Consider the following 25,950-nt stretch of genomic DNA (forward strand, 5'->3'; position numbering starts at 1 on the left):
GCACGGGTTTTCGCTCTGGTTTGTGGGTCAGGCGCCGTCGCCGAGGCGACGAGCCTGCATGATGACGGCCGAGATCTCCTCGACCGACATGTTCGAGGAGTTGACGACGGGTACGCGGTGGGCCTTGTACATCGCCGCCGCGCGGCGCAGCTCGTAGCTGCACTGGGCGAGGCTGGCGTACGTCGAGCCGGGGCGACGCTCCCCGCGGACCTGGCTCAGGCGCGCGGCCGTGGACAGCAGCCCGAAGCACTTGGCGGCGTAGGGGCGCACCGGGCGCGGCAGGTCGCTCGACCCGAAGTCCTCCTCGACGAGCGGGTAGTTGGCGACCTTGATGCCGTGCTGGAGCGCGAGGTAGATCGACGTCGGGGTCTTCCCGCAACGGGAGGGCGCGATGAGGATGAGGTCGGCCTGCTCGAGGTTGCGCATGCTCTGGCCGTCGTCGTGCTCCATCGCGAACTCGACGGCCCGCATCCGCGCCTCGTAGCGACCGACGTCGCCGACGCCGTGCAGAGCCCCGACATGGTGGGCGGCGTTGACGTGCAGCACTCGCTCGACCGTGACCAGGTGCGAGCCGAACAGGTCGATGAAGGCGCACCGCGTCCGCTGCAGCTCGGCGCACACCTCCTCGTCGGAGACGGTGGAGAAGACGAGCGGCGTCACCGTGTCGGTCATCGCGGCGTCGAGCTCGGCGACGACCTCGCGAGCCCGCTCGACCGAGCGGATGAACGGGATCTTGCGACGGACGAACCCGACCGTCGGGAACTGCTGCAGCATCATGTTGCCGAGCGTCTCGGCCGAGATGCCGGTACCGCCGGCGAGGAAGAAGGCCGGCGTGGGTGCGAGGGTCGGCCCGGGAACGGACACGGGCGTCGACAGTGAGGCCACGGGGCCACTGTCGCACAGCCCGATCATGCGGCCGTCCCCGATGAGCCCCCTCGGACGCCGGACACCGCCGCCGGAGCACGTGCGCCTTCCGTGACGTGACGCACCTCACCGGGCTCAGCGGCGCCGCGCCATCGACGGGACAGGTCGCGGGAGGGCGCCTCGGGCCCCTCCGGACGCCGCTCTCGGCGGGTGCCGGCCCGATTTTGTCGGGCGAGCCTCTCACTGCTAACGTTTCCCCTCGTTGCGCCGCTAGCTCAATTGGCAGAGCAAGTGACTCTTAATCACTGGGTTCGGGGTTCGAGTCCCTGGCGGCGCACTTGTGAGAATGCACAGCGAAGGCCCCGGAGACAGTGTCTCCGGGGCCTTTGCCATGCGGCCCGTGCGGGAGGAGCGTTGACCGCCCGCGCGGCAGAGAAGACGCTGGTCCCATGCCGCCCCTCCCGGACCTCAGGCTCGTCGACGACGTCCACGTCGCCGTCGTCTTCGGCGGGCCGGGTGGACCGGAGGAGGTCTTCGTCCTCGACCTCCACCTCGCTGACCCTGCCGAGGCCGCCGATGACGCCACCTACCTGTCCGCGTTGTCCCGCGTCGTCTCCCTGGTCGGCCCAGGTCAGGGCTGCACGCTGCGGATCGGCCGCGAGCACCGGCTCGGCGACCGGAGGACCAGCGCCGTCACCGTCTGCCTCTCGCTACCGATGCCGCTGCCCCGGGCCGACGAGACCGACCCCGCCGAGCGCAGCCACGAGCAGCAGGCGCTCGAGGTGGCCGTCGCGGTCGCCTTCCGGGCCGTCATGAACGAGACGGCGGACGCGCCCACGCACGTGCTCAGCCACGACGAGGCCATGGCGACTGCACGGCGCCGGCTGGCCGACATCTACCCCGACGTGCTGAGCCGGCCCCTGTCGGTCAGCGCCGAGCAGCATCTCGGCAGCGAGTGGGCGGTCCGCCTCGTCGGGCCGTCCGGCCCCGGCTTCGACGTCCGGATCGGCTTTGTCGACGGCCACCCGGGCACGACACGGGTCCGCCGGATCCGGACGGGCGAGGTGGTCGACTCCGTCGGATCCGGCTGAGGACCAGCGCGCCCTCCCTTGTCCGTCAGTGGGATTCGCGGCTCAGGGTGAACCGGGCTGCGACGGCCGACAGGGCGACGGCCCAGGCGGTCAGGACCGCTGCCGACGCCACCGGCGGGAGCAGTGCCGACCCCGCGCTCCCGACGCTCGTGAGAGCGAGCGCGGCACCGGCGGGCATCCACTTGGCGATGTCGGGAGCGACGTTCGCGAGGATCCCGGTCTCCACCAGCATGGCCCACGCCAGACTTCCGAGGATGGCGGCGACGGTGTTCCGGGTGATCGCACCGATGGCGACGCCGAGCATCCCCCACAGTGCCGACGAGGCCGTGGCCCCGAGCCAGAGCTGGGTCGCGTCGACGGGAAGGGACTCGACGCCGCGGGCGCCGTAGAGCAGGTGAGCCTCGAGCAGTGCCATGCCGAAGACCGAGGCGCCGAGCAGTGCACCGAGCCCGGCGGCGGTGACGAGCTTGGCCGCGAGCACCCGGCCGCGGCGGGGGTGGGCGAGGTAGGTCGAGACGATGGTCCGGGTGCGGTACTCCCCCGCCATCATGATGATCCCGATGACGAGCATGACCATCGAGGTGAGCGCCGCGACGGACAGTGCGTGGTTGACCTGGTCGGTCGAGCCGAACGGTGGGCCGCTCGGGTTGGGGACGAGCGCGTTGGACGCGACCGACATCCCCCCGAGGACGAGGGTGACCGCGAGGCTGACCCACGCGGCGGGCGTGGTCCGGAGCTTGTGCAGCTCGAGGACGATGAGACGGGTCATGACCAGGACTCCTCGGCGGTCGCGGCGTGGGTGGGGTGGGTGACGCTGTGGAAGAGGGACTCGAGGTCGCTGTCGGCGACGAGGTCCGCGAGCTGCCCGGCGGCGGCGAGCCGGCCGTTGCTGATGACGATGAGGTCGTCGGCGACGGCCTCGACCTCGCTGAGCAGGTGGCTGGACAGGAGTACGGTTCCGCCGCGGTCGGCGAAGGCGCGCAGGAAACGACGCATCTCCCGGATCCCGTCCGGGTCGAGCCCGTTGAGCGGCTCGTCCATCACCAGCACCGAGGGGTTCGCGACCACGGCCGTGGCCAGCGCCAGACGCTGCCTCATGCCGAGGGAGTAGCCGCCGACGCGCCGGCGGGCGGCTGCCCCGAGGCCGAAGCGCTCGAGCAGCTCGTCGGCCCGTCCGGGATCGACGCCGGCCTGCAGCGCGGCGATCCGCAGGTGGCTGCGGGCGGAGCGGTTCGGGTGGAACCCCTGGTCGAGGACCGCCCCGACGACGCGGGCCGGGTAGGGCAGGTCGCGGTACGCGACGCCGCCGATGGTGGCGGTCCCACTCGTCGGCTCGGCGAGGCCGAGCAGGATTCTCAGGCTGGTGGTCTTGCCGGCGCCGTTGGGACCCACGAAGGCCGTGACCCGACCGGGCATCGCCACGGCGGTGAACCCGTCGACGGCGGTGACCGTTCCGTAGCGCTTCGTCAGCCCGTGGAAGGACAGGGTGGACATGGCGGCTCCTGAGGTTGTCGGGTGCTCCCCGTTCGGGGTCGTCCACCACGGTCCGCCCCGGGCCGTGTCGTCGTCGTCGGCCGAGAGGGCGGTTCTGCGGGTCCGCCCGAGAGCCGACGAGGGAGCCCTTGGGCCCTGCGCCGTACGCCTCCGGACGTACGCCCGAAAGCCGATCCGGGTTGCTGTCCGCGCGCCTAACGTGGACGCATGGCCGGACGCTGGCGGCGGATGCCGCGCATCGACCCACGGCTCTTCGACGCGGTCGTGGCGGCGGTGCTCCTGGCCCTGCTCGTGCTCTCGTTCCCGGGCCACGTCATGCCGGGGCAGCGACCCGCCGACGGGCTCGCCTGGTTGCTCGCGGTCGGCCTCAGTGCCCCGTATGCCGTCCACCGCCGGGTGCCTTCTGCGGCCCTGGCCGTGGCCCTCGCCGCGCTCCTCGCCTGGTCGGCGGCGCACTTCGCGCCGTACCCGGCACTCGGCGTCTTCGCCGTGCTCTTCGGCACCACGCTGCACGGCGAGCGCCGCCGGGAGTCCGTCATCTCGCTCGCGACCACCCTCGTCGCGCTCGTCGCCGCCCTCGCGCTGCAGCCGCCGGGAGTGGCGGGTCCGAGCGACTGGTCCGCGACGCTCCTCGCGGCCCTCGTGGCCTGGCTGGCGGCGCACAACCTCCGGCAGCGGCGGCTGCGGTGGGCAGCGCTCGAGGAGCGGGCCCACCTCGTCGAGCGTGAGCGCGCCGAACGCGAACGGGCCGTGGTCGCCGCCGAAAGGCTCCGCATCGCCAGGGAGCTGCACGATGTCGTCGCCCACTCGATGTCCCTCATCGCCGTGCAGGCCGGCGTCGGCGCGCACGTCATCGACACCGACGTCGCCGGCGCCCGGGCGGCGCTCGAGGTCATCGGGACGACGTCGCGCGACGCGCTGACGGAGATGCGGCGGATGCTCGGCGTGCTGCGGGACGGATCCGAGCCTGCCGACGTGCGTCCGGCACACGGTCTCGCCGACCTCGACGACCTCCTGGCCGAGGTGCGACGGTCCGGTCTCGGCGTGCTGGTCGAGCGCAACACCGACGTGGGCCTGCCGGCGTCCCTCGACCTGACGGCCTACCGCGTCGTGCAGGAGTCGCTGACGAACGTGCTCAGGCACGGGGGCCCGGTGGCGCGCGTGCGGGTCGGGGCCACGGACCGGTGCGTGACGATCGAGGTGACCGATGACGGGCGCGCGTCGGCAGAGGGTCTCGAGGCCCCTGTCGCCGCAGGCCGCGGACACGGCCTGGCCGGGATGCGCGAGCGCGTCGCGCTGTACGGCGGCACGCTCGAGGCGGGACCACTGCTCGGCGGTGGGTTCCGGGTGAGGGCGCTCATCCCCCGTAGCGCGGCACCACGATGACCGACGCGGAGCAGATCCGGGTCGTGGTCGCGGACGACCAGACGCTCGTGCGCGGCGCGTTCGTGCTGCTCGTCGACTCGGCGCCCGACCTCGAGGTCGTCGGTGAGGCGGCCGACGGATCCGAGGCCCTCGACCTCGTGGGCTCGCTCGAGCCCGACGTGGTGCTCATGGACATCCGCATGCCGGTTCTGGACGGCCTGACAGCCACGCGCAAGATCAGCGAGCTCGACTGCGCAACAAAGGTGCTCGTGTTGACAACCTTCGACCTCGACGAGTACGTCTTCGCGGCCCTGCGCGCCGGGGCGAGCGGGTTCCTCCTCAAGGACACGCCCCCCGCCGGCCTCCTCGACGGCATCCGCGTCGTGGCCCGAGGGGACTCCCTGCTGGGACCGACCGCGACCCGGCAGCTCATCGAGGAGTTCGTCACGCGAGGGACACCGGACCCGGGCGTGCCCACGGCCGCACCGCAGTCCCTCGGCGCCCTGACCGACCGTGAGCGCGAGGTCCTCGGCCTCGTCGCGCGGGGGCTCTCCAACAGCGAGATCGGCGAGGCGCTGTTCGTCACCGCGGCGACGGCGAAGACCCACGTCAGCCGTCTCCTGATGAAGCTGGACGCCCGCGACCGCACCCAGCTGGTCGTCATGGCCTACGAGTCGGGCCTCGTCGGTGGCGGTTCTCCCCGGAGCTCGCCCGGTCGCGCCTAGGCTGGCGCCACGGGCGTCGACGTGGTGAGGAGCAGGCAGTGGACGACGACGACTTCGGTGGTCCCGAGTCCCATGCCGGAGACGCGCACCGGCGGCGCGCGTCCCACCTCTACGGCCTCGTCGTCACGGGCGCGGTGCTGGCCACCGCACCGGACGACGTCGCCATCCGCCGGGTGGCCCTCCTGCTGCTCGGCACCCTGGCCATCTACTGGGTGGCCGAGACGTTCGTCCACTGGACGGCGACCCGCACCGTGCTGCACCGCGACCTGACGCGGCACGAGCAGCGAACCGTCGTCCTCGACGGCTGGCCGCTGGTGGCGGCCTCGGCCGTGCCCTTGGCCCTGCTGTTCCTCGAGGCGGTGCTCCGGGTCGAGACCGGGACTGCGGTGAACATCGCCCTGGCGGCCACCGTGGTCCTGCTCGTCGTGGTGGGCTACCAGATGGGCAGCACCGGCGGTCTGCGCGGCGTCCGACTGCTGGGCGCCTCGTTGCTCGTCGGGCTGCTGGGCGTCGCGATGATCGTGCTCAAGACTCTCCTGCACTGACGCTCCCGAGGCCTGCCGGGACATTTCGGGCACCTTCGTGTATCACCCGGACGCACCCCGACCTCCGAGGCAACGATGAGTGTTGGAGGAGGAACGACGATGAGCACGAGCAACCAGTCCGAGGAGTTCGAGCCGTTCGAGCCGGCCTCGGAGCTCGAGCCGGCCCACGGGTTCGACGGGTTCGACGGGTTCGACAAGGACCTCGACCGCGGAGACCAGGGCGAGCAGGTCACCGAGCCGGACCTGCCGTGGTCCGACGAGGGCGGACCCGGCGACGACGGTTCCGAGGGCGGCGGCACCGACCGGGGCCCGGTAGTCGTCCGCGGTCCCCGGGCCAGCGTCGGCAAGGCCCGCGCCTTCACGACCTACCTGCCCTCGGGGATGTGCTGCAACTTCGTGTGGAACTGCATCGCGGCGCCGCACTCGTTCGGACTCGCCGACGCCAACGCCGCGTGGAACCGGTCGACGCAGCGTCGATCCGGGACCGCTGCCCCGGCGGGGGCGCCGGTGTACTGGGCCGGCGGCAAGCACGGCCACATCGCGCTGTCGGTCGGGGGCGGCCGCGTCCGCTCCACCGACTGGCCGCGCAAGGGCAAGGTCGGCGAGGTCGACATCGACGAGATGACCCGGGTCTGGCGTCTGGGCTACCGGGGGTGGTCCGCCGACTTCGCCGGCGCCGCCATCCCGGACCTCGGCAGCACGGTGCTCGACGACGAGCTGATCCGACCGGGCCGGCGCAACGCCGCCGTCCGCATCTTCAACGCGGCACTGTGGGACTCGATGCCGGCGAGCTACCAGGCCTCGCACCGCAAGGCGTGGATGACCGAGGCTGCCGACCTCTACGGGCCGGTGTCGCAGCAGGTCTGCTACGACCGCTACGCACTGCTCCACGCCGCCGACCCGAAGCGGTGGCCCATGCCGACCAAGCCCGTGTGGCCCGGCCCCGGCCTGCTGCGTTGGCTCAAGCTGCAGCCGGACTGACGCCGCCGCCCGGGGACCGGCTCAGAGGTAGAGGCCGGTCTGCCCGTCCTCGACGCGCTGGGCCGCCACGGCGTGGATGTCGCGCTCGCGGAGCAGGACGTAGTCCTGCCCGTGCAGCTCGACCTCGGCGCGCTCCTCGGGGTCGAACAGGACGCGGTCGCCGAGCTGCACCTGGCGGACGCTTGCGCCCGTGGCCACGACGCTGGCCCACGCCAGACGCCGGCCGACCGACGCGGTGGCGGGGATGAGGATGCCGCCGCCGGAACGCCGCTCCCCCTCCGACTCGAGGGAGACGAGGACCCGGTCGTGCAGCATCCGGATCGGCAGCTTCTCGGCGGCCGACGCCGCGGACTTCTTCGCCACGTGAGCGACCCGACGGCTCAGTGCCGGCGGCGGCGCAGCAGGCCGACGACGACCGCTGCCACGACGACCGCTGCCGCGACGGCGGCGACGCGCTCGATGCGCAGCTCGCCGTCCGGGGTGTGGGTGGCCTCGTCGAGTCGCAGCTTGAGGCCCTGGAGCCCGCGCTGCGCGATGACCGCGGGCTGCGCGCGGTAGGCCAGCTCGTTGACGGTGCCCTCGAGGCGGGCTCGGGTGGCCTGGATGTCCTGCTCGATCCGTGCGGTGTCAGTCATGCCGTGGTCCTTTCCCGTTCCGGCCCGACTCTAGTCGGCGAGGCCGAGGTCGCGACGCAGCTTGGCCACGTGCCCGGTGGCCTTGACGTTGTAGAGGGCGTGGCTGACGGTGCCGTCGGTGTCGACGACGAACGTCGAGCGCAGGACGCCCTCGACCGTCTTGCCGTAGAGCTTCTTCTCGCCGTAGGCGCCGTAGGCGCGGTGCACCGACAGGTCCTCGTCGGACAGCAACGGGATCGTCAGGGCGTCGCGCTCGCGGAACTTCGCGAGCTTGGCCGGGGCGTCCTTGGAGATGCCGACGACCTCGTAGCCGTCCTTGCGCAGCGACTCGATGGACTCGCTGAAGTCGCACGCCTGCTTGGTGCAGCCGGGCGTCATCGCCGCCGGGTAGAAGTAGACGATGACCTTGCGGCCCGCGAAGTCGTCGAGGCCGACCGTGGCCCCGGTGTCGTCGGGCAGGCTGAACGCAGGGGCCTTGTCGCCCGGCTCGAGGCGGTCGCTCACGATGTCTCCTTCGTCGGGGTGCCCCAGGGTGGCGCGTGGGTGCGGCGCGCTCGTGCGGACGGCGGGACTTGAACCCGCACGCCGAAGCACAGGAACCTAAATCCTGCGTGTCTGCCAGTTCCACCACGTCCGCTCGTGATCCGCGGCCCAGCCTAGTTGCCTAGGCTTCGGGCATGCGCGAGCAGGTGGTGAGGCGGGTCGGCAGCGGCACCGCATGGGAGGCGTCGGTCGGCTACTCACGCGCGGTGCGCGTCGGTGACCTCGTCCACGTGGCCGGCACGACGGCCGTGCGCCACGGCGAGGTGGTCGGCGTGGGCGACGCCTACGAGCAGACGCGCGTCGCCCTGCAGATCGTCGGCGAGGCGCTCGACGCGTGCGGCGCCTCGTTCGCCGACGTGGTGCGAACTCGCCTGTACGTCACGGACATCGGGCGTTGGGAGGAGGTCGGTCGGGCCCACGGCGAGGTCTTCGCCGACGTGCGGCCCGCCGCGACCATGGTGCAGGTGTCCGCCCTCATCGACCCCGACCTGCTCGTCGAGGTCGAGGCCGAGGCCGTCGTCACTCCACCCGGACGTTGACGACGTGGATGCCGGTCGAGCCGTCCGGCGCCGGCGGTGCCTCGTACGGCGACTGGACCTGCCCGGTGTCGTCGTAGGCGCGCACCCGGATGTCGTGGCTGCCCGGCGTGGCGTCCCACTCGTAGACCCACTGGCGCCACGCGTCGATGCCGGCGTCGGCGGCGAGGCGGGCCTCCGTCCACGGCTGCTGGTCGACCTGCACCTCGACCTTCGAGATGCCGGTGTGCTGGTGCCAGGCGACGCCGGCGACCGCGACGGTGCCGGCCTTGACGACCGCGCCGGCCTGCGGCACGTCGATGCGTGAGGCGGTCTTGATCGGCCCCAAGGCCGACCAGCCCCGCGGCGTCCAGTAGGCGACGTCCTCGGCGTAGGTCGTCACCTTGAGCTCGGTGACCCACTTCGTCGCCGACACGTAGCCGTAGAGGCCCGGGACGACGACCCGCACGGGAAAGCCGTGCTCGAAGGGCAGCGGCTCACCGTTCATCCGGACCGCGAGCAGCGCGTTGCGGTCGTCGGTGAGCGCCGTGAGCGGGGTGGAGACGGTGAACCCGTCGACGCTCGTCTGCAGCACCATGTCGGCGCCCGCCTTGGGCCCGGCTGTCTTCAGCAGCTCACGGACCGGCCACCCGGTCCACAGGGCGTTGCCCACGAGGTCGCCGCCGACCTCGTTGGAGACGCACGTCAGCGTGATGAGCGCCTCCTGCATCGGCTTGGACTGCAGGGTCTTCCAGTCGATCTCGACTTCGCGCTCGACCATCCCGGTGACCTTGAGCGTCCAGTCGTTGGCGTCGACGCGCGGCACGACGATGGCGGTGTCGATCCGGTAGAAGTCGTCGTTGGGAACGATGAACGGCGTCAGGCCGGGGATCTTGAGGTCGGCTCCCGCGGGGACGGGCACCGACGCGGCACGGGCGGGTGCTGCCGCCACGGCCTCGCGCGAAGCGGTGGCGGCCGTCGAGCTGCCGCCGAGGACGCCGCCGACCCACGCCGCGACAGCACCGACGGCACCACCGAGCAGCCAGCGCCGCGATGGGCCGCCGGCGCCCGCCGCTCCCCGGCCTGACGCACGGGGCGCCACGGACCGGCGCAGGAACCACAGCCCGACGAGGGTGCCGAGCAGCGTCGGCACGGCATCGAGCGCGCTCGCGCCCGGGCGCGAGAGCACCGCCGCGACACCGACGGCCCCGAGCACCGCGAAGGCGACGAGCGCGGCCGTCAGGTTCCGGTGGGCCAGCACTCCGAGCGCGGCGCACGCGAGTGCGAGCACGAGGACGACCCCGACGAGGAGGGCACGCTTGTCGTTGGTGCCGAAGGTCGACACCGCGAAGTCCTTGAGCCACGGCGGGGTCCGGTCGATGAACGCCCCGCTCACGGCGGCGACCGGACCGGGCTGGCCGCTGCTGGCGCCCGTCCACGTGAGCAGCGCCGCGAGCAGGGTGCCGATGCCGACGGTGAGCAGCCCGGCCACCACGCCGTCCACCGCGCCTACCCGCGCGGGGGTGCGCGTCGTCGGGCTGCTGGGGACGGTGGGGGCCGGGCTGGTCGTCGTCATGGCCTCAGGAGCTCCTTCAGGTGCGGCACGATCGCCCGGAACGCGAGCGAGCGGTGCGACACGCCGTTCTTCTCGTCGGCGTCGTACTCCGCCAGTGTGCGTTCGGAGCCGGCCGGCTGTCCGGATGGGACGAAGATCGGGTCGTAACCGAAACCGTTCGTGCCACGGGCCTCTCGCGCCACGGTGCCGGGGAAGTGCCCGAGCTCGGCGGTCGACCGGCCGTCGGGCAGCACGAGGGCCGCCGCGCAGACGAACGCCCCGCCGCGGTGCTCGTCACGGACGTCGCCGAGCTGGGCCAGGAGCAGCTCGAGGTTGGCGCGGTCTCCCCCGCCTCCGGACCACCGGGCGCTGAAGATCCCCGGCGAGCCGCCGAGCACGTCGACGGCCAGACCGGAGTCGTCGGCGAGCGCCGGCAGACCCGTGACGTTCGCCGCCGAGGCGGCCTTGAGGATCGCGTTCTGCTCGAAGGTCACCCCGTCCTCGACGACGTCGGGCGCGTCGGGGAACTCGTCGAGGCCGACGATGTCGAGCCCGAGCTCGGCGCAGACGTCGGAGAGGATCTCGCGCAGCTCCTCGACCTTGTGGTGGTTGCGGGTGGCGAGGACGACCTTCGTCACCGAACCACCTCCTCGGCGAGCGCCGCACGCTGGCGCTCGGTGAGGTCGGCGCACCCCTTGGCCGCCAGCTCGAGCAGGCCGTCGAGGAGGGCGCGGTCGAACGGCTCGCCCTCCGCGGTGCCCTGGACCTCGACGTAGCGCCCGTCCCCGGTCATGACGACGTTCATGTCGGTCTCGGCGGTCGAGTCCTCGGGGTAGTCGAGGTCGAGGACCGGCTGTCCCGCGACGATGCCGACCGAGATCGCCGCCACCGAACCGGTCAGCGGCTGCGCGTTCTTGCCGATGAGGCCCTTGGCGCGGGCGTCCTCGATCGCGTCGGTGAGGGCGACGAAGGCGCCGGTGATGGCGGCGGTACGGGTGCCGCCGTCGGCCTGGAGCACGTCGCAGTCGAGGACGATGGTGTTCTCGCCCAGCGCCTTGGTGTCGATGACGGCGCGCAGGCTGCGGCCGATGAGGCGGCTGATCTCGTGGGTGCGGCCACCGATCCGGCCCTTCACGCTCTCGCGGTCCGAGCGCGTGTTCGTGGCCCGTGGCAGCATCGCGTACTCGGCGGTGACCCAGCCGGTGCCCTTGCCCTTGAGCCAGCGCGGCACGCCCTCGGTGAAGGACGCGGCACAGAGGACGCGGGTGCGCCCGAACTCGACGAGGACGCTGCCCTCCGCGTGGTCCAGCCAGTTGCGGGTGATCCGCACCTCGCGCGTCTGGTCGGGGGCACGGCCGTCATGTCGGTCAGTCACGCTCCCGAGGCTAGTCATGACCCCACGCTAGGTCCGAACCGTCCCCCGGCCGCGGGCACGGCAGTCCTCGTTCGCAGGCCGTAAGACGCCGCCCGGTCAGCCGCGGGTGGCGGCCTTGAGGGCAGCGAGCTCCTCGGCGGACAGCGCGAGGTCGGCGGCGCGCACCGAGTCGGTGATGCTCTCGGGGCGAGAGGCTCCCGGGATCGGCACGACGACCGGCGACAGGGCCAGCTCCCAGGCAAGGGCCACCTGCTGCGGGCTGACGCCGCGAGCGTCGGCCACCTGCTGGAACGCGTCGTGCTCGCTGCCGAGGTCGCCGGCCTTCCTGATGCCACCGAGCGGGCTCCACGGCAGGAACGCGAGACCGAGCTCGTCGCACAGCTCGAGCTCGGGGCGGCTGCTGCCGAACGCCGGCGAGAACTGGTTCTGCACCGAGACCAGCCGGCCGCCGAGCACCTGCTGCGCCTCGCGGATCTGGTCCGGGTTCGCGTTCGAGATGCCGGCCATCGCGATGACGCCCTCGTCGAGCAGGTCGGCGAGCGCGCCGACCGACTCGGCGTACGGCACGTCGGGGTCGGGGCGGTGGAACTGGTACAGGCCGATGGCGTCGCCACCGAGGCGTTGGAGCGAGGCCTTGGCCGCCTGCTTGAGGTGGTCGGGACGTCCGTCGAGCGTCCACGACCCGTCGCCGGGGCGCAGGTGGCCGCCCTTGGTCGCGACGAGGACCTCGCCTGCGTCGCCGGCCCAGGAGCCGAGCGCCTTGGCGATGAGGGACTCGTTGTGGCCCACCTCGCCGGCATCGCGGTGGTAGGCGTCGGCGGTGTCGATGAACGTGACGCCGGCGTCGAGCGCGGCGTGGATGGTGCGGACGGACCGGGCCTCGTCGGGCCGGCCCTCGATCGACATCGGCATGCCGCCGAGCCCGATCGCGCTGACGGTGCGGTCTCCGATGGTGCGTTGCTGCAACGTGACTCCCTGGACGATGGGTGGGTCGCTGGTGTTCACCCGGGTGCGTACCCACGCCGCGGGCGACCGGCACGGCACCGACCGGCAGGTGGACGCCTCAGAGCGAGTACGTGGCGTCGGGCGCCGCGAGCTCGACGTCGCCGGGCCACACCTCCGCGGCCTGCGCCCGGCACACCTCGGGGTCGTTCCACGCCGGGATGTGGGTGAGCATGAGCCGGCGGACGCCGCCCGCCGCGATCGCGGCCTCGGCGGCGCGACGGCCGGACAGGTGGATGCCCGGAACCGTGTCGCGGCCGTCGACGAACGCCGAGTCGGCGAGGACGAGGTCGGCCCCGGTCATGAGGTCGGACAGCGCCGGACACGCGTCGGTGTCGCCGGTGTAGACGAGCGTGCGCCCACCCGCCTCGACGCGGAACCCGAAGGCCTCGACGGGGTGCTCGACCCGCATCGGCGTGATGGTGAAGGGCCCGACGGTGAAGCACTCGCGGTCGCGCAGGTCGTGGAAGTCGAAGGCCGCGAGGAGCGCCTCGGACTCGCCGCTGCCGTAGGCGCGGGCCAGGTGGGCGCCGGCGCCGGGTGGGCCCCACGTCGGCAGCGGTCCGCGGCCGGTGCCGCCCGGGACGTAGCGCGTCATGACGTAGAGCCCGCACATGTCGATGCAGTGGTCGACGTGCAGGTGCGAGAGGACGACGGCGTCGACCTCGTAGGGGACGACGTGCCGCTGGAGGGCGCCGAGCGCCCCGTTGCCGAGATCGAGCACGACGCTCCACGTGCGGCCCTCGTGCTCGGCCCGGACGAGGTAGGAGGACGCGGGAGAGTCGGGGCCGGCGAAGGACCCCGAGCAACCGACGATCGTCACGTCCACGGCCCGAGCCTAGGTGCCGGGACCGACGCGGGCGCGTCCACGCGCGTCCGGTGTGTCGGACGCCACGCCCGGCACGGTGGTGTCGTCAGTCGCGTCGTCGGTCGGTGTCGTCAGTCGCGTCGTCAGTCGGTGTCGTCGTCGGTGTCGACGTCGATGCCGAGGGCGTCGAGCCGACCACCCATGAGGGCCTGGGTCAGGGTCTCCTGCAGCCAGGTGAGGAAGTCGTACCAGGCCATGGCGTACCCGAGCGGGTCGTCGCCGTCGACCGACTCGAGCGCGTCGTAGAGCGCCTCGGCGTCCTCCTCGGTGCGCATGCCCATCCGCTCGCCGAGGAGCAGGCGCACGTCGGTGAGCGCCACGAGGAAGGGCGGCGCCTCCTCGGGGGCAAGCTCGACGCGGTCGTCGGCGGCGGCCTCGATGCGGCGAAGCGCCAGGTCGAGGTTGCCGCTCTTGCGCTGGCGCAGCCCCTCCTCGGTGAGGCGGCGGAACTCCGCCGCGACGGCGTCGTCGCCACGGTGCGCCGTGGGCAGCAGCCGGTCGAGGGCCGGGTCGCGCCCTTCCTCCTCCGTGCCGGCGTCGTCGGTGCCGTCGGATGCGTCGGCAGCCTTGAGCGACAGGCCCATCGAGGCGACGAGGTCGTCAAAGGCGTCGCCGGTGGGCTCCACCTCCGGGGACAGCAGGATGCGCGTCTGCTCCATGAGGCCGCGCAGCACCGTGCGCTCGAGGTCGTCGAGGAGCGCGACATACCGGTCGTCCTCGCGCAGGAAGGCGCGTGCCATCACTCGTCCTTCTCGAAGGTGGCCCACAGCCCGTAGCCCTGCAGCGCCTCGGCGTCACGTTCCATCGACTCGCGAGGGCCGTTGGCCACGACGGCGCGGCCCTTGACGTGCACGTCCATCATGAGCTTCTCGGCCTTGGCCCGCGGGTAGCCGTAGTAGGTCTCGAAGACCCACGTCACGTAGGTCATGAGGTTGACCGGGTCGTTCCAGACGATCGTCACCCACGGCACGTCGGGCGCGACGACCTCCTCCACGGAGGTGGTCTCCTCCTCGACCGGGGCGAGGGACAGGCTCGGCGTCACGGGACCACCCTAGGTCCCCCGACACACGCGCCCGACGCCTCCGGCCCGGCCGGCTCCACCCGGATGCCCGGGACCGGCGCGCATAGGGTGGGCGCGTGAGCCCGACGAGCCCTCGCGCCGCGAGCACGGCGCTGCTGACCGACCACTACGAGCTGACGATGCTCCAGGCGTCCCTCGCCTCGGGCGAGGCCCACCGACGGTGCGTCTTCGAGGTGTTCGCGAGGCGGTTGCCCGACGGGCGACGCTACGGCGTCGTCGGCGGCACCGGGCGCGTCCTCGAGGCCCTCGAGGAGTTCCGCTTCGGCGACGACGAGCTGCGCTTCCTCGAGAGCGCCGGCGTCGTCGGCCGGCCCACCCTCGACTGGCTCGCGGGCTACCGGTTCTCCGGCGACGTCACGGGCTACGCAGAGGGCGAGTGCTACTTCCCCGGCTCGCCGGTGCTCGTCGTCGAGTCGACCTTCGCCGAGGGCGTCCTGCTCGAGACCCTCGTGCTGTCGATCCTCAACCACGACACCGCGATCGCGTCGGCGGCCTCGCGCATGACGGCCGCCGCCGGTGACCGCCCGTGCATCGAGATGGGGTCGCGGCGCACCCACGAGGAGGCCGCCGTCGCCGCCGCGCGCGCGGCCTACGTGGCCGGGTTCGGCACGACGAGCAACCTCGAGGCGGGCCGACGCTTCGGCGTGCCCACCGCGGGCACGGCCGCGCACGCCTTCACCCTCCTCTACGACTCGGAGAAGGAGGCGTTCACGGCCCAGGTCGACTCCCTCGGCAAGGGCACGACGCTGCTCGTCGACACCTACGACGTGCACACCGCCGTCGACCTCGCCCTCGAGGTCGCGGGGGCCGAGCTCGGCGCGGTCCGCCTCGACTCCGGCGACCTGCTCATCCAGGCCCAGGAGGTGCGAGCGCAGCTCGACGCCGCGGGCAACCGCGACACCCGCATCATCGTGACGAGCGACCTCGACGAGTTCGCCATCGCCGCCCTCGCCGCGGCGCCGGTCAGCGGGTACGGCGTCGGCACGGCGCTCGTCACGGGCTCGGGCGCCCCGACGGCCTCCATGGTCTACAAGCTCGTCCAGCGCGAGGACGGCTCGGGCGCGATGGCTCCGGTGGCCAAGAAGAGCAAGGACAAGACGTCGGTCGGTGGGCGCAAGTGGGCGATGCGGCGCCGCAACGGGGCCGGGGTCGCGCAGGCCGAGGTCGTCGGCATCGGCGAGCGGCCCCAGGACGACGGCGACGACCGGCCGCTCATGGTCGAGCTCGTGCGCGACGGTGAGGTCGTCGACCACCAGGACATCCACGAGGCTCGGGCTCGCCACGCGGCCTCACGCGCCGAGCTTCCACGCGCCGCGGCCCAGCTGTCCCGCGGTGAGCCCGTCATCCCCACGATCTACGAGGAGCACTGAGCCATGGCCGGATCCGCGAGCCCGACCGACGCGAGCACGCGCGCGCTCGTCATCGTCGACGTGCAGAACGACTTCTGCGAGGGCGGCTCCCTCGCCGTCGCCGGTGGCGCTGCGGTGGCCGAGGCCGTCAGCGCGCACGTCAGCGCCCACGCCCGCGACTACGCCCACGTCGTCGCCACCGCCGACTGGCACATCGACCCGGGCGCGCACTTCAGCGCCGAGCCCGACTACGTCGACTCGTGGCCGGTGCACTGCGTGGCCGACTCGGAGGGGTCGCAGTTCCACCCGTCTCTCGCCGGGGCGCTCGGCCACGTCGAGGCGGTCTTCCGCAAGGGCCGCCACGAGGCGGCGTACAGCGGGTTCGAGGGCGTCAGCGACGACGGCGAGCACACCGACCTGGCGTCGTGGCTCCGCACGCGCGGCGTCACGGCCGTCGACGTCGTCGGCATCGCCACCGACCACTGCGTCCGCGCCACCGCCCTCGACGCGCGGGGCGCCGGCTTCGACACCTCCGTCCTGCTCGACCTCACCGCCGGCGTCGCGCGACCGACGACCGACGCCGCCCTCGAGCAGCTCGACGCGGCCGGCATCAGCCTCGTCGGCACCCCGACCGTCGGGGACTGACCCGCTCGTGGGTCGAGGTGTTCCGTCGCGGTGGAGCGCGAACGGCGACCTTGACCGAGGCTGGGTCGAACGGGTCGAGGTATCACGTCGCGCCGGGGCGCGAGCAGATACCTCGAACCCGTCGAGGCCGCCGTGTGCGGGTCAGACGAGGACGGCGCGCAGCGCCCTGGCCGCACGCTCGAGACGCGGCCCGACCGTCCGCACCTCGAGGGGCTCGAGGGCGACGACGCCCACGGACGCCTCGACGGCGTCGGGGTCACCGGTCAGGACCGGAACGGCGAGCCCGTGCGCCCCGGGCTGCAGCTCGCCGTCGGTGGCGACGACGTCGCGACGCCCCTCGCGTCCGGCGAGGATCGCGCGCCCGGCGGCCCCCTGGTCGAGGCGGTGCCGCGCCCCGGAGCGGTAGGCCACGTGGAAGTCGGTCCACGTGGGCTCGACGACGACCAGCGCGAGCGCTTCGTCGCCGTCGGCGATCGTCAGGTGGGCCGTCGCGCCGACGGCGTCGGCGAGCTCGCGCAGCACCGGACGCGCCTCGGTGCGCACGATCGGCGTGACGGCAGCACCCAGACGCGTCAGGCCGAGGGCGAGCCGCACCCGACCGTCGGCCACGCGCGAGACCAGCCGGTGCTCCTCGAGGGTCGCGACGAGCCGGTAGACGACGGGTCGTCCGACCCCGAGCTCGCTCGCGAGCTGGGTGATCGTCAGCCCGCCGGACCGCCCGGGCAGGGCGAGCACCTCGAGCACCCGGATGCCGCGGTCGAGGGTCTGGGAGGACTCGCTGCGTCCTGTGGGGTCGGCCACGACGTGCCCGTCCTCCTCAGCCCTCGGAGTGGGCGCCACCGGGCGCCGGGTGACCGAGACCCTTCGACCACGACATCGCATAGAGCCCGTCGTCGACCGCCAGGCCGGCCTCGCCGAGCTCGAGCGGGCGGAACGTGTCGACCATGACGGCGAGCTCCTCGAACCGCTCGACACCGAGCGAGCCCTCGGTGGCACCCGGCTGCGGGCCGTGTGGGTGTCCGCCGGGGTGCACCGAGATCGAGCCCTTGCCGATGCCCGAGCCCTTGCGCGCCTCGTAGTCGCCGTCGACGTAGAACATGATCTCGTCGCTGTCGACGTTGGAGTGGTAGTACGGCACCGGCACGGCGAGCGGGTGGTAGTCGACCTTGCGTGGCACGAAGTTGCAGATGACGAAGTTCCAGCCCTCGAAGACCTGGTGCACGGGCGGCGGCTGGTGGATGCGGCCCGTGATCGGCTCGAAGTCGCGCACGTTGAAGACGTACGGGTAGAGGCAGCCGTCCCAGCCGACCACGTCGAGCGGGTGGAACGGCAGCGTGTGGACCGTGCCGACGACGCCACCGGGGCCGTTGCCGCGGTGCTTGATGTGGACGTCGGTCTGCTCGTCCGGGCTGGCCCCGATGTCCTCGGCCAGGAGCGGCCCGGCGGGTTGCCGCAGGTCGCGCTCGCAGTAGGGGGCGTGCTCGAGCAGCTGGCCGTACTTGCTGAGGTAGCGCTTCGGCGGGGCGATGTGGCTGTTGGCCTCGATGCAGTAGGCGCGCAGCGGCTCGTCGCCGTCGGCGACGGGCAGCCAGCGGTGCGTCGTGGCCCGCGGGATGACGACGTAGTCGCCCTCGGCGACGTCGAAGGCGCCAAAGACGGTCTCGCAGCGGGCCGCGCCGCGCTCGACGTACACGCACTCGTCACCGATGCCGTTGCGGTACCACGGGCTCGCCTGTGCGGCAACGGCGTACGAGATGCGCACGTCACCGTTGCCGAGCACGAGGCGGCGCCCGGTGACGACGTCGGTGCGTGCGACGGCGTCGGCGTCGAAGAGGTCGTGCAGCCGGAGGTGGCGCGGCGTCAGCGGGTGGTTCGGCGTCGTCGACTGGTCGGGCAGCTCCCACACCGCGGTGGCGACCGTCGTGGACGGGATGTTGCGGTGGTAGAGCAGCGAGGAGTCGGAGGAGAAGCCCTCCTCCCCCATCAGCTCCTCGTAGTACAGCTCGCCGGGCTGCCCGTCGGCGCCGGGCCGGCGGTGCTGGGTGTGCCGCTTCGGGGGGATGTCACCTACGGCGTGGTAGTGCGCCATGGACCACTGGCCTCTCTGTCGTCCGCACGCCGACGCGTCCGCTCAACGGACGTCGACGTATCACTACGGCAACAGTGGAGTACGCTCCGGAACCATGTCAAGGACGCCGTTCGCGCCCCTGTTCGACCGTCTCGTCGACGACGCGGCGGTCTTCCCACCCGGAAACGCCGCGCTCGACGTCGCCGTGCGCGAGCACCTCGACCGTCGCACGACCGACCACGGCCCGCACGTCGGGCCGCTCCTAGCCCCTGCGTCTGCCGCCGCTGATCTCGCCGCGTTCGCGGCCGCCGACGAGCGCACTGCCAACGAGCCCTTGGCGGTGTCGCTCGTCGTGCGTCCCGGCTCGCCCGAAGAGGCGCTCGCCGACGCCGTCGGCCTGCTGCGCGAGGACGACCGGGTGCTCGTGACGGCCGGCGAGGTCGGCTGGTCCGCCGGCTGGCGGGCCCTGCTCGACCTCGAGGTGCCGCTCGTCGTCGAGGTCGGCACGGGGGCCGAACAGGAGCGGGCGCTCGACGACGTCGCGGAGGCCGTCGACGACGACCACGACGTCCGGGCCAAGTTCCGCACCGGGCCGACGCCGACGTGGCCGTGGCCCGACGAGGTCGCGCTCGGCGCCTTCCTCGACGCCGCCGTCCTGCGCGGCCTGTCGTTCAAGCTGACCGGCGGCCTGCACCACGTCGTACGCGGCCGCTACGCCGGCGAGCCGATGCACGGCCTGCTCAACGTCCTGCTCGCCGTCCACGAGGCCCTCGACGGCGCCGAGGCGCCGCACCTGGCCGCCACGCTCGCCCGCACCGACACCGAGGTGCTCGTCGGCGCCGTCTCCTCGCTCGGGCACGAGGATGCAACCCGCGTCCGTCGCGCGTTCGCGTCGTACGGATGCTGTGGCGTCCTCGACCCGCTACACGAGCTCGAGGCCCTCGGCCTGGTCCCCTGAGCGCCTTCACGCCCTTCACGCCCTTCCACCACGCCTGACCACCACGAGTTCCCCACCACGACAAGGAGATCGACGTGACGACGACGTGGCTCGACGTCCCCGCCGACCACCCCTTCGGCATCCACACCCTGCCATACGGCGTTCTCAGCACCGCCGACGACCCGAGCCGGCGCGTCGGCGTGCGGATCGGCGACCTCGTTCTCGACGCCGGGAAGGTCGCGGCGATCGGCCGCGACGCCGGGCTCGTCGGCGAGGGGCCGGACCTCGCCACCGCGTGGCTGACGCCCAGCCTCAACGCGTTCCTCGCCCTCGGCCGCCCCGCGTGGACGGTCGCCCGGCAGTGGCTCACCGAGATCCTCACCGACGACGTCCACCGCGACGGGGTCTCCCCCCACCTGCACCCGCTCGCCGACGTCACCCTCCACCTGCCGGTCGAGGTGGCCGACTACGTCGACTTCTACGCCAGCGAGGACCACGCGAGCAACGTCGGGAAGGTCTTCCGACCCGACAACGCCGCCCTTCCCCCGAACTGGAAGCACCTGCCGATCGGCTACCACGGGCGCTCTGGCACCGTCGTCGTCTCGGGAACCGACGTCGTCCGGCCCACCGGGCAGCGCAAGGGGCCGAACGACCCTGCGCCCGTCTTCGGCCCGAGCATCCGCCTCGACATCGAGGCGGAGCTCGGCTACGTCGTCGGCGGCGCCACGGAGCTCGGCAGCCGGGTGTCGGTCGACGAGGCAGCAAACCACCTCTTCGGCGTCGTCCTGCTCAACGACTGGAGCGCCCGCGACCTGCAGGCCTGGGAGTACGTGCCGCTCGGCCCCTTCCTCGGCAAGTCGTTCGCGACGACGGTGTCGGCGTGGGTCACCCCGCTCGACGCGCTCGAGACCGCCCGCGTGCCACTGCCCGGCCAGACCGACCCGGAGGTGCTGCCCTACCTGCGCGGGGACGCCTTCGGTCTCGACGTGCACGTCGAGGTCGCGCTCAACGGCACCGTCGTCAGCCGGCCCGAGCACCGCGTCATGCACTGGTCGCCCGCCCAGATGCTGGCCCACCTCACCGTCAACGGCGCCTCGCTGCGCGACGGCGACCTCTTCGGCTCGGGCACGATCTCCGGCCCCGAGAAGGGCTCCCGCGGCTCCCTGCTCGAGCTGACGTGGAACGGCACCGACCCGCTGCAGCTGCCCGACGGGTCGACGCGCGGGTTCCTCGAGGACGACGACACCGTGACCATGACGGCCTGGGCCCCCGGGCCGGACGGCGCGCGCATCGGCATCGCCGAGGCCACCGGCACGATCCGCCCCGCCCGCTGACCCGAACGACGACACTCCGGACGCCGAACGTCCGGTTCCCGGTCTACCGTCGCGCCATGAGCGACACCGCAGGGAGCCCGGGACAGCCCGGCCAGGAGCACGTCGAGCAGGACCTGCACGAATCGCGTTTCGAGCGGGTCGACCTGAGCGACAGCACGTTCCGAGCCGTCGACCTGCGCGGGTCGGGGTTCGAGCAGGTCCACCTCGCCGACGCCACCTTCCGGTTCAGCGAGCTGCGCCGGGTCGTCATGCGTGGGGTCGAGCTGCAGGACGTCGACATCACCGGCGAGCTGCTCAACGTCACGGTCAACGGCGTGGACGTCGTGCCCCTCGTCGAGGCCGAGCTGGACCGGCGCGACCCCGACCGACCGAAGATGCGCCCGACCGACCCCGACGGTTTCCGCGAGGCATGGGACGCCGTCGAGCGGCTCTGGGCCGGCACGGTGGAGCGCGCCCGCACCCTGCCGCCGGAGCAGCTGCATGCCTCGGTCGACGGCGAGTGGTCGTTCGTGGAGACGCTGCGCCACCTCGCCTTCGCGACCGACGCGTGGGTCGGCCGCGGCGTCCTCGGCGACCCGGCACCGTGGCACCCGCTGGACCTGCCGTGGGACGACATGCCCCCGACGCCCGGGGTGCCTCGCGACCGGCAGGTGCGCCCCTCCCTCGAGGAGGCGCTGGAGCTGCGGCACGAGCGGATGGCCACGGTGCGCGAGGTCGTCGACGGCATCGACGCGGTGGGACTGGACCGGATGACGACCCCGGTCGACGCGCCCGGTTGGCCGCCGCCCGGTCGGTCCTTCGCGGTGCGCGACTGCCTCCTCGTCGTGCTCAACGAGGAGTACCACCACCGGCTCTTCGCCGAGCGCGACCTCGCGGCCCTCGCCGGCCGCCCCGACGCGCCCTGACCCGGAAGCGCCTCGTGCCCCGACCAGCCGGTCGGGGGCACGAGGCGCAACGTCGTGCAGCGTCAGTGGATGACGACGGGAGCCGCAGGCGCCTGCGCGTCCTCGTCGAGCAGGTGCGACTGCTCGTGCCGGCGCGGCAGGAACCACGCCGCGACGAGCGTCGCCGCGCAGAGGATCGCCGCGATGAGGAACGTGCGGCCGTAGACGTCCGCGAGCTCGGCGACGGCCTGAGCCATCCCCTGCGGACCGAGCCGGTCCTTGACCGACGGGTCGAACTGGGCGCCCAGCACGGCCCCGGCCTTCGGCGAGTCGTTGAGGTAGGTGGTGAAGACGACCGAGATGACGGCCACCCCGATCGAGCTCGCGATCTGCTGGGTGATGTTGAGCAGCGTGGACCCGCGCGCCACCTGGTGGTGGGTCAGCGTCTTGAGCGCCGAGGTCATGATCGGCATCATCGTGCCGCCCATGCCGAGACCCATGACGAACAGGACCGGGATGACGAAGCCCCAGTAGCTCGTGTCGGGACCGACGTGCGTCAGCGCGAACATGCCCGCGACGATGGCGGCGAGGCCGAACGGGACGATGCGTCCGACCGGGAAGCGGTCGGCGAGCGCACCGGCGACGGGCATCGTCAGCATCGCGCCGATGCCCTGCGGCACCATGAGGTAGGCGGAGTGGAGCGGGGTCTCGGCCCGCACCTGCTGCAGGTACTGGGGCACGAGGAGCAGGCCGCCGAAGAACGCCGCCCCGAAGAGGAACATCGTGATCGTCGCGACCGTGAGGCGCCGGTTGGAGAAGAGGCGCAGGTCGAGCAGCGGGTGCTGCGGCCGGAAGCTGTAGAGGACGAAGGCCACGATCATGGCCAGCCCCACGAGCCCCGGTCCGTAGACCTTGGCCGAGGTGACGCTGCCCTCGCCCGGGATCGAGCTGACCCCGTAGAGGAAGAGTGCCAGGCCCGGCGACATGAGCAGCATCCCGATGAGGTCGAAGGACTCGGACGGCTGGGGCCGGTCGGACGGCAGCGCCCACAGCGCGTACCCGACGGCGACGAGGCCGATCGGCACGTTGATGAGGAAGATCCAGTGCCACGAGTAGTTGTCGATGAGCCAGCCGCCGAGGATCGGGCCGAAGATCGGGCCGAGCAGCATCGGGATGCCGAGCACGGCCATGAGCCGGCCCATCCGGTCGGGACCGGCGGCACGGGTCATGATCGTCATGCCGAGGGGCATGAGCATGCCGCCGCCGAGGCCCTGCAGCACACGGAAGCCGATGAGGACCTCGATCGACCCGGCGGCTGCGCACAGGGCCGAGCCGGCGGTGAAGAGGATGACGGCCATGATGTAGAGCCGCTTGGTGCCGAAGCGGTCGGCGGCCCAGCCGGTGAGCGGGATGACCGTCGCGAGCGCGAGCGTGTAGGCCGTGACGGTCCAAGCGACGGTGGAGTACGCGAGGGGCTGGCCGCCGGGCTCGGCGAAGACGGTCTGGAACTTCGTCAGCGCGATGTTGACGACCGTGATGTCGAGGATCGACATGATCGCCCCGAGCACGACGACGCCGGCGACCTTGAGGACCGCGGCGTCGAGCTTGTCGGGATGGCTAGGCGAGAGGCCCGCGGGGGTCGTGGTGGTGGATGAGGACACAGCGGCGCTCCGGACTCGAGGTGGAGTGTGGGCACGGCGTCGGCGCCGTGGGCAGCGGTGATGACCGCGCGAGCGACATTGTGCCCGGAACCACCGACACCGGGACAAACCCTTTTCGCCGTCGGCGTGACGACCGCGTGGCGGAACGCCGACGCGCCCCCACCCGGCGAGGTGGGGGCGCGTCCGTGCGGGCGGAGGGTCAGCCCTGCTTGCGCGGCTGCTTGCCCTCGACGACCTGGGTGCTCGCGACCTTGTCGTGCAGCGCCTGGCGCTTGTCGTCCCAGAGCGGCCACAGGTAGTCGATGAGCGTCAGGATGCCGACGAACTGCCCGGCGAGCGGCACGAGGCGGCGCAGCGCCGCGGTACCCAACGGCAGCGGGCCCGGCTCGGAGACGCGACGGACGCTGATGCCGAGCGCCATCTTCCCCGGGGTCTGGGCCACGGTGGTCCAGAACGCCACGCAGTACACCGAGACGAAGATCCACGTCGAGATGCCGATCCGCAGGGACTGCGACGTGAGGTCGCTGACCATCCGCTGCATCGCCGCCTGGTCCTGCGTGGCCGCGACGTTCATGAACCGCTGGAACGTGTCGGTGAAGTCGGGGGCGACGATCCGGGTGAGGATCACCGAACCGATGAGGAGGATGACGCCGTCGATGAGCCAGGCCGCGAACCGCTTGCCCCAGGACGCGAGCGGCACGCCGTCGGCGGTCGTCTTGACGTTGTACAGCCACTGCGCGCCCGGCCCGGGAGCGGTGTACTGGGGCGCCTGCTGGTACGGGGACTGCTGGTAGGGCTGTTGCCCCTGCTGCCAGCCACCCTGCGGCATGGGCGTCGTCGGGGTCGGCGCCCCGGACGCGGTGGGCGCCGCGGCCCCGGTGGCATCGCTTCCGGCGTCGGCGCCGTACGCGCGCCCGATCGTGCTCTGCGAGGCGGTCGGCGACTTCTTCGGCGCGGTGTGGTTGGTCCACGTGACCCCGTCCCAGTACCGGAGCATGTCGGGGTTGCTGGGGTCGTCGTACCACCCGGAGGGCTGCTGGCTCATGGCTCAACTCTGCCACGCCGTCGGCCCCATTCCGGCGCCGCCGCGTCGGACCCGCCACCCCGCGGGGTGACGGGTCCGGGGAACGGGCGTCTCAGAGGTTGCCGCGCTTGTCCTGCTCGCGCTCGATCGCCTCGAAGAGGGCCTTGAAGTTGCCCTTGCCGAAGCCGAGCGAGCCGTGCCGCTCGATGAGCTCGAAGAAGACCGTCGGGCGGTCCCCGAGGGGCTTGGTGAAGATCTGCAGGAGGTAGCCGTCCTCGTCGCGGTCGACGAGGATCTTGCGCGACTGGAGCTCCTCGATCGGCACGCGGACGTTGCCGATGCGCTCGCGCAGCTCGGGGTCCTCGTAGTAGCTGTCGGGGGTGTCGAGGAACTCGACGCCGTTGGCGCGCAGGGCATCGACGGTGGCGAGGATGTCGTTGGTCGCGACGGCGAGGTGCTGGGCCCCGGCGCCGCGGTAGAACTCGAGGTACTCGTCGATCTGGCTCTTCTTCTTGGCGATGGCCGGCTCGTTGAGCGGGAACTTGACCCGGTGGTTGCCGTTGGCCACGACCTTGCTCATGAGCGCCGAGTAGTCGGTGGCGATGTCGTCACCGATGAACTCGGCCATGTTCACGAAGCCCATGACGCGGTTGTAGAAGCCGACCCACTCGTCCATGTGGCCGAGCTCGACGTTGCCGACGATGTGGTCGAGCGCCTGGAAGAGACGCTTGGGCTGGCCCTCGCGACGGACGTACGTCGAGGCCGCCGGCTGGTAGCCGGGCAGGTAGGAGCCGGCGTAGGTCTGGCCGTCGACGGTGCGCTGGACGAGCGTGTGGCGGGTCTCGCCGTACGTGGCGATGGCGGCGACTCGCACGGTGCCGTGCTCGTCGGTGTGGTCGGCCGGCTCCTCGAGCACGGTGGCGCCGGCCTTGCGGGCCTGGGCGATGCACTTGTCGACGTCGGGCACCTCGAGGGCGATGTCGACGACGCCGTCGCCGTGCCGGCGGTGGTGGTCGGCGAGGGGGCTGTCGGGGTCGACGGCGCCCTTGACGACGAAACGGATCGAGCCGCTGCGCAGGACGAACGCCTTGTGGTCGCGGTTGCCGTTCTCGGGGCCCGAGTAGGCGACGAGCTCCATGCCCCAGGCGCTCTGGTAGTAGTGCGCGCTCTGGGTGGCGTTGCCGGCGACGAAGACGATCGCGTCCCAGCCGGTGACGGGGAAGACGTCGGTGTTCTCGTCGTACTCGACGAGGCCGACGAGCTGCTTGAGCTGGTCGAGGTCGAGGTCGGCCTCGCGCTCCTGGGTGGTGAGGTCGGCGGCCTGAGACGGCATCGTGTCAGTCATGGCGGGAGCGTGACCCACCTCGCGGCGGTGGTCAACTGGGCGACACGCGGATAGGCAGCATGCA

The 25,950-nt window shown here is 72.4% G+C and carries 29 protein-coding genes and 2 tRNA genes; 12 read left to right on the forward strand and 19 right to left on the reverse strand.

The features are described from left to right. Window positions 1-27 precede the first annotated feature (27 nt). The gene (locus AC3A5R_RS20375) at window positions 28-885 is read right to left on the reverse strand and encodes a pyruvate, water dikinase regulatory protein (protein ID WP_487622602.1); all 858 of its coding nucleotides are present in this window, start codon (window positions 883-885) and stop codon (window positions 28-30) included. A 243-nt stretch (window positions 886-1,128) separates the two neighbouring features. Here AC3A5R_RS20375 and AC3A5R_RS20380 point away from each other — a divergent pair. Next, window positions 1,129-1,201: transfer RNA gene (locus AC3A5R_RS20380), tRNA-Lys, on the forward strand. A gap of 112 nt (window positions 1,202-1,313) precedes the next feature. After that, window positions 1,314-1,955: a hypothetical protein gene (locus AC3A5R_RS20385; RefSeq protein ID WP_487622603.1), complete on the forward strand. Its 642-nt coding sequence runs from the start codon at window positions 1,314-1,316 to the stop codon at window positions 1,953-1,955. A 25-nt stretch (window positions 1,956-1,980) separates the two neighbouring features. Here AC3A5R_RS20385 and AC3A5R_RS20390 read toward each other — a convergent pair whose 3' ends face one another. Beyond that, on the reverse strand, window positions 1,981-2,724 hold the full coding sequence (locus AC3A5R_RS20390) for an ABC transporter permease (RefSeq protein WP_487622604.1): 744 nt from the start codon (window positions 2,722-2,724) through the stop codon (window positions 1,981-1,983). Beyond that, entirely contained in the window at window positions 2,721-3,449 is a 729-nt protein-coding gene (locus AC3A5R_RS20395; RefSeq protein ID WP_487622605.1) for an ABC transporter ATP-binding protein, read from the reverse strand. Before AC3A5R_RS20395 ends, AC3A5R_RS20390 begins: the two co-directional genes overlap by 4 nt. Window positions 3,450-3,656: 207 nt before the next feature. Between AC3A5R_RS20395 and AC3A5R_RS20400 the strand changes: the two genes are divergently transcribed. The 4 genes from AC3A5R_RS20400 to AC3A5R_RS20415 all read left to right on the forward strand — a co-directional run bounded on the left by AC3A5R_RS20400 (window position 3,657) and on the right by AC3A5R_RS20415 (window position 7,065). Beyond that, complete coding sequence (locus AC3A5R_RS20400) at window positions 3,657-4,835, forward strand: sensor histidine kinase (RefSeq protein ID WP_487622606.1); 1,179 nt, start codon at window positions 3,657-3,659, stop codon at window positions 4,833-4,835. Next, entirely contained in the window at window positions 4,832-5,539 is a 708-nt protein-coding gene (locus AC3A5R_RS20405; protein WP_487622607.1) for a response regulator transcription factor, read from the forward strand. The genes AC3A5R_RS20400 and AC3A5R_RS20405 overlap by 4 nt, the downstream gene beginning before the upstream one ends. Before the next feature lie 38 nt (window positions 5,540-5,577). Continuing rightward, window positions 5,578-6,084 (forward strand): hypothetical protein, encoded by a 507-nt coding sequence (locus AC3A5R_RS20410; RefSeq protein ID WP_487622608.1) that lies wholly within the window; start codon window positions 5,578-5,580, stop codon window positions 6,082-6,084. Between the two features lie 99 nt (window positions 6,085-6,183). Beyond that, window positions 6,184-7,065, forward strand: coding sequence for a hypothetical protein (locus AC3A5R_RS20415; protein ID WP_487622609.1), 882 nt, complete (start codon window positions 6,184-6,186; stop codon window positions 7,063-7,065). 21 nt (window positions 7,066-7,086) lie between these two features. Here AC3A5R_RS20415 and AC3A5R_RS20420 read toward each other — a convergent pair whose 3' ends face one another. The 4 genes from AC3A5R_RS20420 to AC3A5R_RS20435 form a co-directional block, all read right to left on the reverse strand. After that, window positions 7,087-7,380: a GroES family chaperonin gene (locus tag AC3A5R_RS20420; protein WP_083707007.1), complete on the reverse strand. Its 294-nt coding sequence runs from the start codon at window positions 7,378-7,380 to the stop codon at window positions 7,087-7,089. A 65-nt stretch (window positions 7,381-7,445) separates the two neighbouring features. Further along, window positions 7,446-7,700, reverse strand: a complete 255-nt coding sequence (locus tag AC3A5R_RS20425; protein WP_487622610.1) for a DUF3618 domain-containing protein — start codon at window positions 7,698-7,700, stop codon at window positions 7,446-7,448. A gap of 30 nt (window positions 7,701-7,730) precedes the next feature. Beyond that, a complete protein-coding gene (gene bcp / locus AC3A5R_RS20430) occupies window positions 7,731-8,204 on the reverse strand; it encodes a thioredoxin-dependent thiol peroxidase (RefSeq protein WP_487622611.1) in 474 nt (157 codons plus the stop codon). 53 nt (window positions 8,205-8,257) lie between these two features. Beyond that, window positions 8,258-8,337, reverse strand: a tRNA-Leu gene (locus AC3A5R_RS20435). Between the two features lie 40 nt (window positions 8,338-8,377). Between AC3A5R_RS20435 and AC3A5R_RS20440 the strand changes: the two genes are divergently transcribed. Beyond that, window positions 8,378-8,782: a RidA family protein gene (locus AC3A5R_RS20440; protein ID WP_487622612.1), complete on the forward strand. Its 405-nt coding sequence runs from the start codon at window positions 8,378-8,380 to the stop codon at window positions 8,780-8,782. Here the strand turns inward: AC3A5R_RS20440 and AC3A5R_RS20445 are convergent. The 7 genes from AC3A5R_RS20445 to clpS form a co-directional block, all read right to left on the reverse strand. Continuing rightward, a complete protein-coding gene (locus tag AC3A5R_RS20445) occupies window positions 8,763-10,334 on the reverse strand; it encodes a molybdopterin-dependent oxidoreductase (protein WP_487622613.1) in 1,572 nt (523 codons plus the stop codon). The genes AC3A5R_RS20440 and AC3A5R_RS20445 overlap by 20 nt on opposite strands. Then, window positions 10,331-10,951 (reverse strand): RdgB/HAM1 family non-canonical purine NTP pyrophosphatase, encoded by a 621-nt coding sequence (gene rdgB, locus AC3A5R_RS20450; protein WP_487622614.1) that lies wholly within the window; start codon window positions 10,949-10,951, stop codon window positions 10,331-10,333. The genes AC3A5R_RS20445 and rdgB overlap by 4 nt, the downstream gene beginning before the upstream one ends. Continuing rightward, window positions 10,948-11,688, reverse strand: coding sequence for a ribonuclease PH (rph, locus tag AC3A5R_RS20455; RefSeq protein WP_487622615.1), 741 nt, complete (start codon window positions 11,686-11,688; stop codon window positions 10,948-10,950). The genes rdgB and rph overlap by 4 nt, the downstream gene beginning before the upstream one ends. A gap of 96 nt (window positions 11,689-11,784) precedes the next feature. Then, complete coding sequence (locus AC3A5R_RS20460) at window positions 11,785-12,654, reverse strand: aldo/keto reductase (protein ID WP_487622616.1); 870 nt, start codon at window positions 12,652-12,654, stop codon at window positions 11,785-11,787. A 97-nt stretch (window positions 12,655-12,751) separates the two neighbouring features. Beyond that, window positions 12,752-13,519, reverse strand: coding sequence for an MBL fold metallo-hydrolase (locus tag AC3A5R_RS20465; RefSeq protein WP_487622617.1), 768 nt, complete (start codon window positions 13,517-13,519; stop codon window positions 12,752-12,754). Between the two features lie 122 nt (window positions 13,520-13,641). Further along, the gene (locus AC3A5R_RS20470) at window positions 13,642-14,298 is read right to left on the reverse strand and encodes a DUF2017 domain-containing protein (protein WP_487622618.1); all 657 of its coding nucleotides are present in this window, start codon (window positions 14,296-14,298) and stop codon (window positions 13,642-13,644) included. Further along, a complete protein-coding gene (clpS, locus tag AC3A5R_RS20475; protein WP_076259177.1) occupies window positions 14,298-14,600 on the reverse strand; it encodes an ATP-dependent Clp protease adapter ClpS in 303 nt (100 codons plus the stop codon). The genes AC3A5R_RS20470 and clpS overlap by 1 nt, the downstream gene beginning before the upstream one ends. Window positions 14,601-14,758: 158 nt before the next feature. On the opposite strand from clpS, the gene AC3A5R_RS20480 reads away from it, so the two are divergent. Then, window positions 14,759-16,009, forward strand: a complete 1,251-nt coding sequence (locus tag AC3A5R_RS20480) for a nicotinate phosphoribosyltransferase (RefSeq protein WP_487622674.1) — start codon at window positions 14,759-14,761, stop codon at window positions 16,007-16,009. Window positions 16,010-16,012: 3 nt separating this feature from the next. Beyond that, entirely contained in the window at window positions 16,013-16,633 is a 621-nt protein-coding gene (locus AC3A5R_RS20485; RefSeq protein ID WP_487622619.1) for an isochorismatase family protein, read from the forward strand. A gap of 141 nt (window positions 16,634-16,774) precedes the next feature. Here AC3A5R_RS20485 and AC3A5R_RS20490 read toward each other — a convergent pair whose 3' ends face one another. Together AC3A5R_RS20490 and AC3A5R_RS20495 are read right to left on the reverse strand one after the other, a co-directional pair. Beyond that, window positions 16,775-17,434 carry an IclR family transcriptional regulator gene (locus tag AC3A5R_RS20490; protein WP_487622620.1) on the reverse strand — a complete coding sequence of 220 codons (660 nt, stop codon included), beginning with the start codon at window positions 17,432-17,434 and terminating at the stop codon, window positions 16,775-16,777. Between the two features lie 16 nt (window positions 17,435-17,450). Further along, on the reverse strand, window positions 17,451-18,722 hold the full coding sequence (locus tag AC3A5R_RS20495; protein WP_487622621.1) for a homogentisate 1,2-dioxygenase domain-containing protein: 1,272 nt from the start codon (window positions 18,720-18,722) through the stop codon (window positions 17,451-17,453). A 94-nt stretch (window positions 18,723-18,816) separates the two neighbouring features. Here AC3A5R_RS20495 and AC3A5R_RS20500 point away from each other — a divergent pair, with 94 nt between their 5' ends. The 3 genes from AC3A5R_RS20500 (at window position 18,817) to AC3A5R_RS20510 (ending at window position 21,877) form a co-directional block, all read left to right on the forward strand. Beyond that, complete coding sequence (locus AC3A5R_RS20500) at window positions 18,817-19,659, forward strand: hypothetical protein (RefSeq protein WP_487622622.1); 843 nt, start codon at window positions 18,817-18,819, stop codon at window positions 19,657-19,659. 74 nt (window positions 19,660-19,733) lie between these two features. Further along, a complete protein-coding gene (gene fahA, locus AC3A5R_RS20505; RefSeq protein WP_487622623.1) occupies window positions 19,734-20,972 on the forward strand; it encodes a fumarylacetoacetase in 1,239 nt (412 codons plus the stop codon). Between the two features lie 56 nt (window positions 20,973-21,028). Continuing rightward, window positions 21,029-21,877 (forward strand): DinB family protein, encoded by an 849-nt coding sequence (locus AC3A5R_RS20510; RefSeq protein WP_487622624.1) that lies wholly within the window; start codon window positions 21,029-21,031, stop codon window positions 21,875-21,877. Between the two features lie 62 nt (window positions 21,878-21,939). Here the strand turns inward: AC3A5R_RS20510 and AC3A5R_RS20515 are convergent, their stop codons facing one another. The 3 genes from AC3A5R_RS20515 to hppD all read right to left on the reverse strand — a co-directional run bounded on the left by AC3A5R_RS20515 (window position 21,940) and on the right by hppD (window position 25,886). Beyond that, window positions 21,940-23,517, reverse strand: coding sequence for a DHA2 family efflux MFS transporter permease subunit (locus tag AC3A5R_RS20515; RefSeq protein WP_487622625.1), 1,578 nt, complete (start codon window positions 23,515-23,517; stop codon window positions 21,940-21,942). A 199-nt stretch (window positions 23,518-23,716) separates the two neighbouring features. Beyond that, the gene (locus AC3A5R_RS20520) at window positions 23,717-24,562 is read right to left on the reverse strand and encodes an RDD family protein (protein WP_487622626.1); all 846 of its coding nucleotides are present in this window, start codon (window positions 24,560-24,562) and stop codon (window positions 23,717-23,719) included. A gap of 91 nt (window positions 24,563-24,653) precedes the next feature. Then, entirely contained in the window at window positions 24,654-25,886 is a 1,233-nt protein-coding gene (gene hppD / locus AC3A5R_RS20525) for a 4-hydroxyphenylpyruvate dioxygenase (protein ID WP_487622627.1), read from the reverse strand. Window positions 25,887-25,950 lie beyond the last annotated feature (64 nt).

The organism is Intrasporangium sp. Soil_C_50 (genome assembly GCF_057656595.1).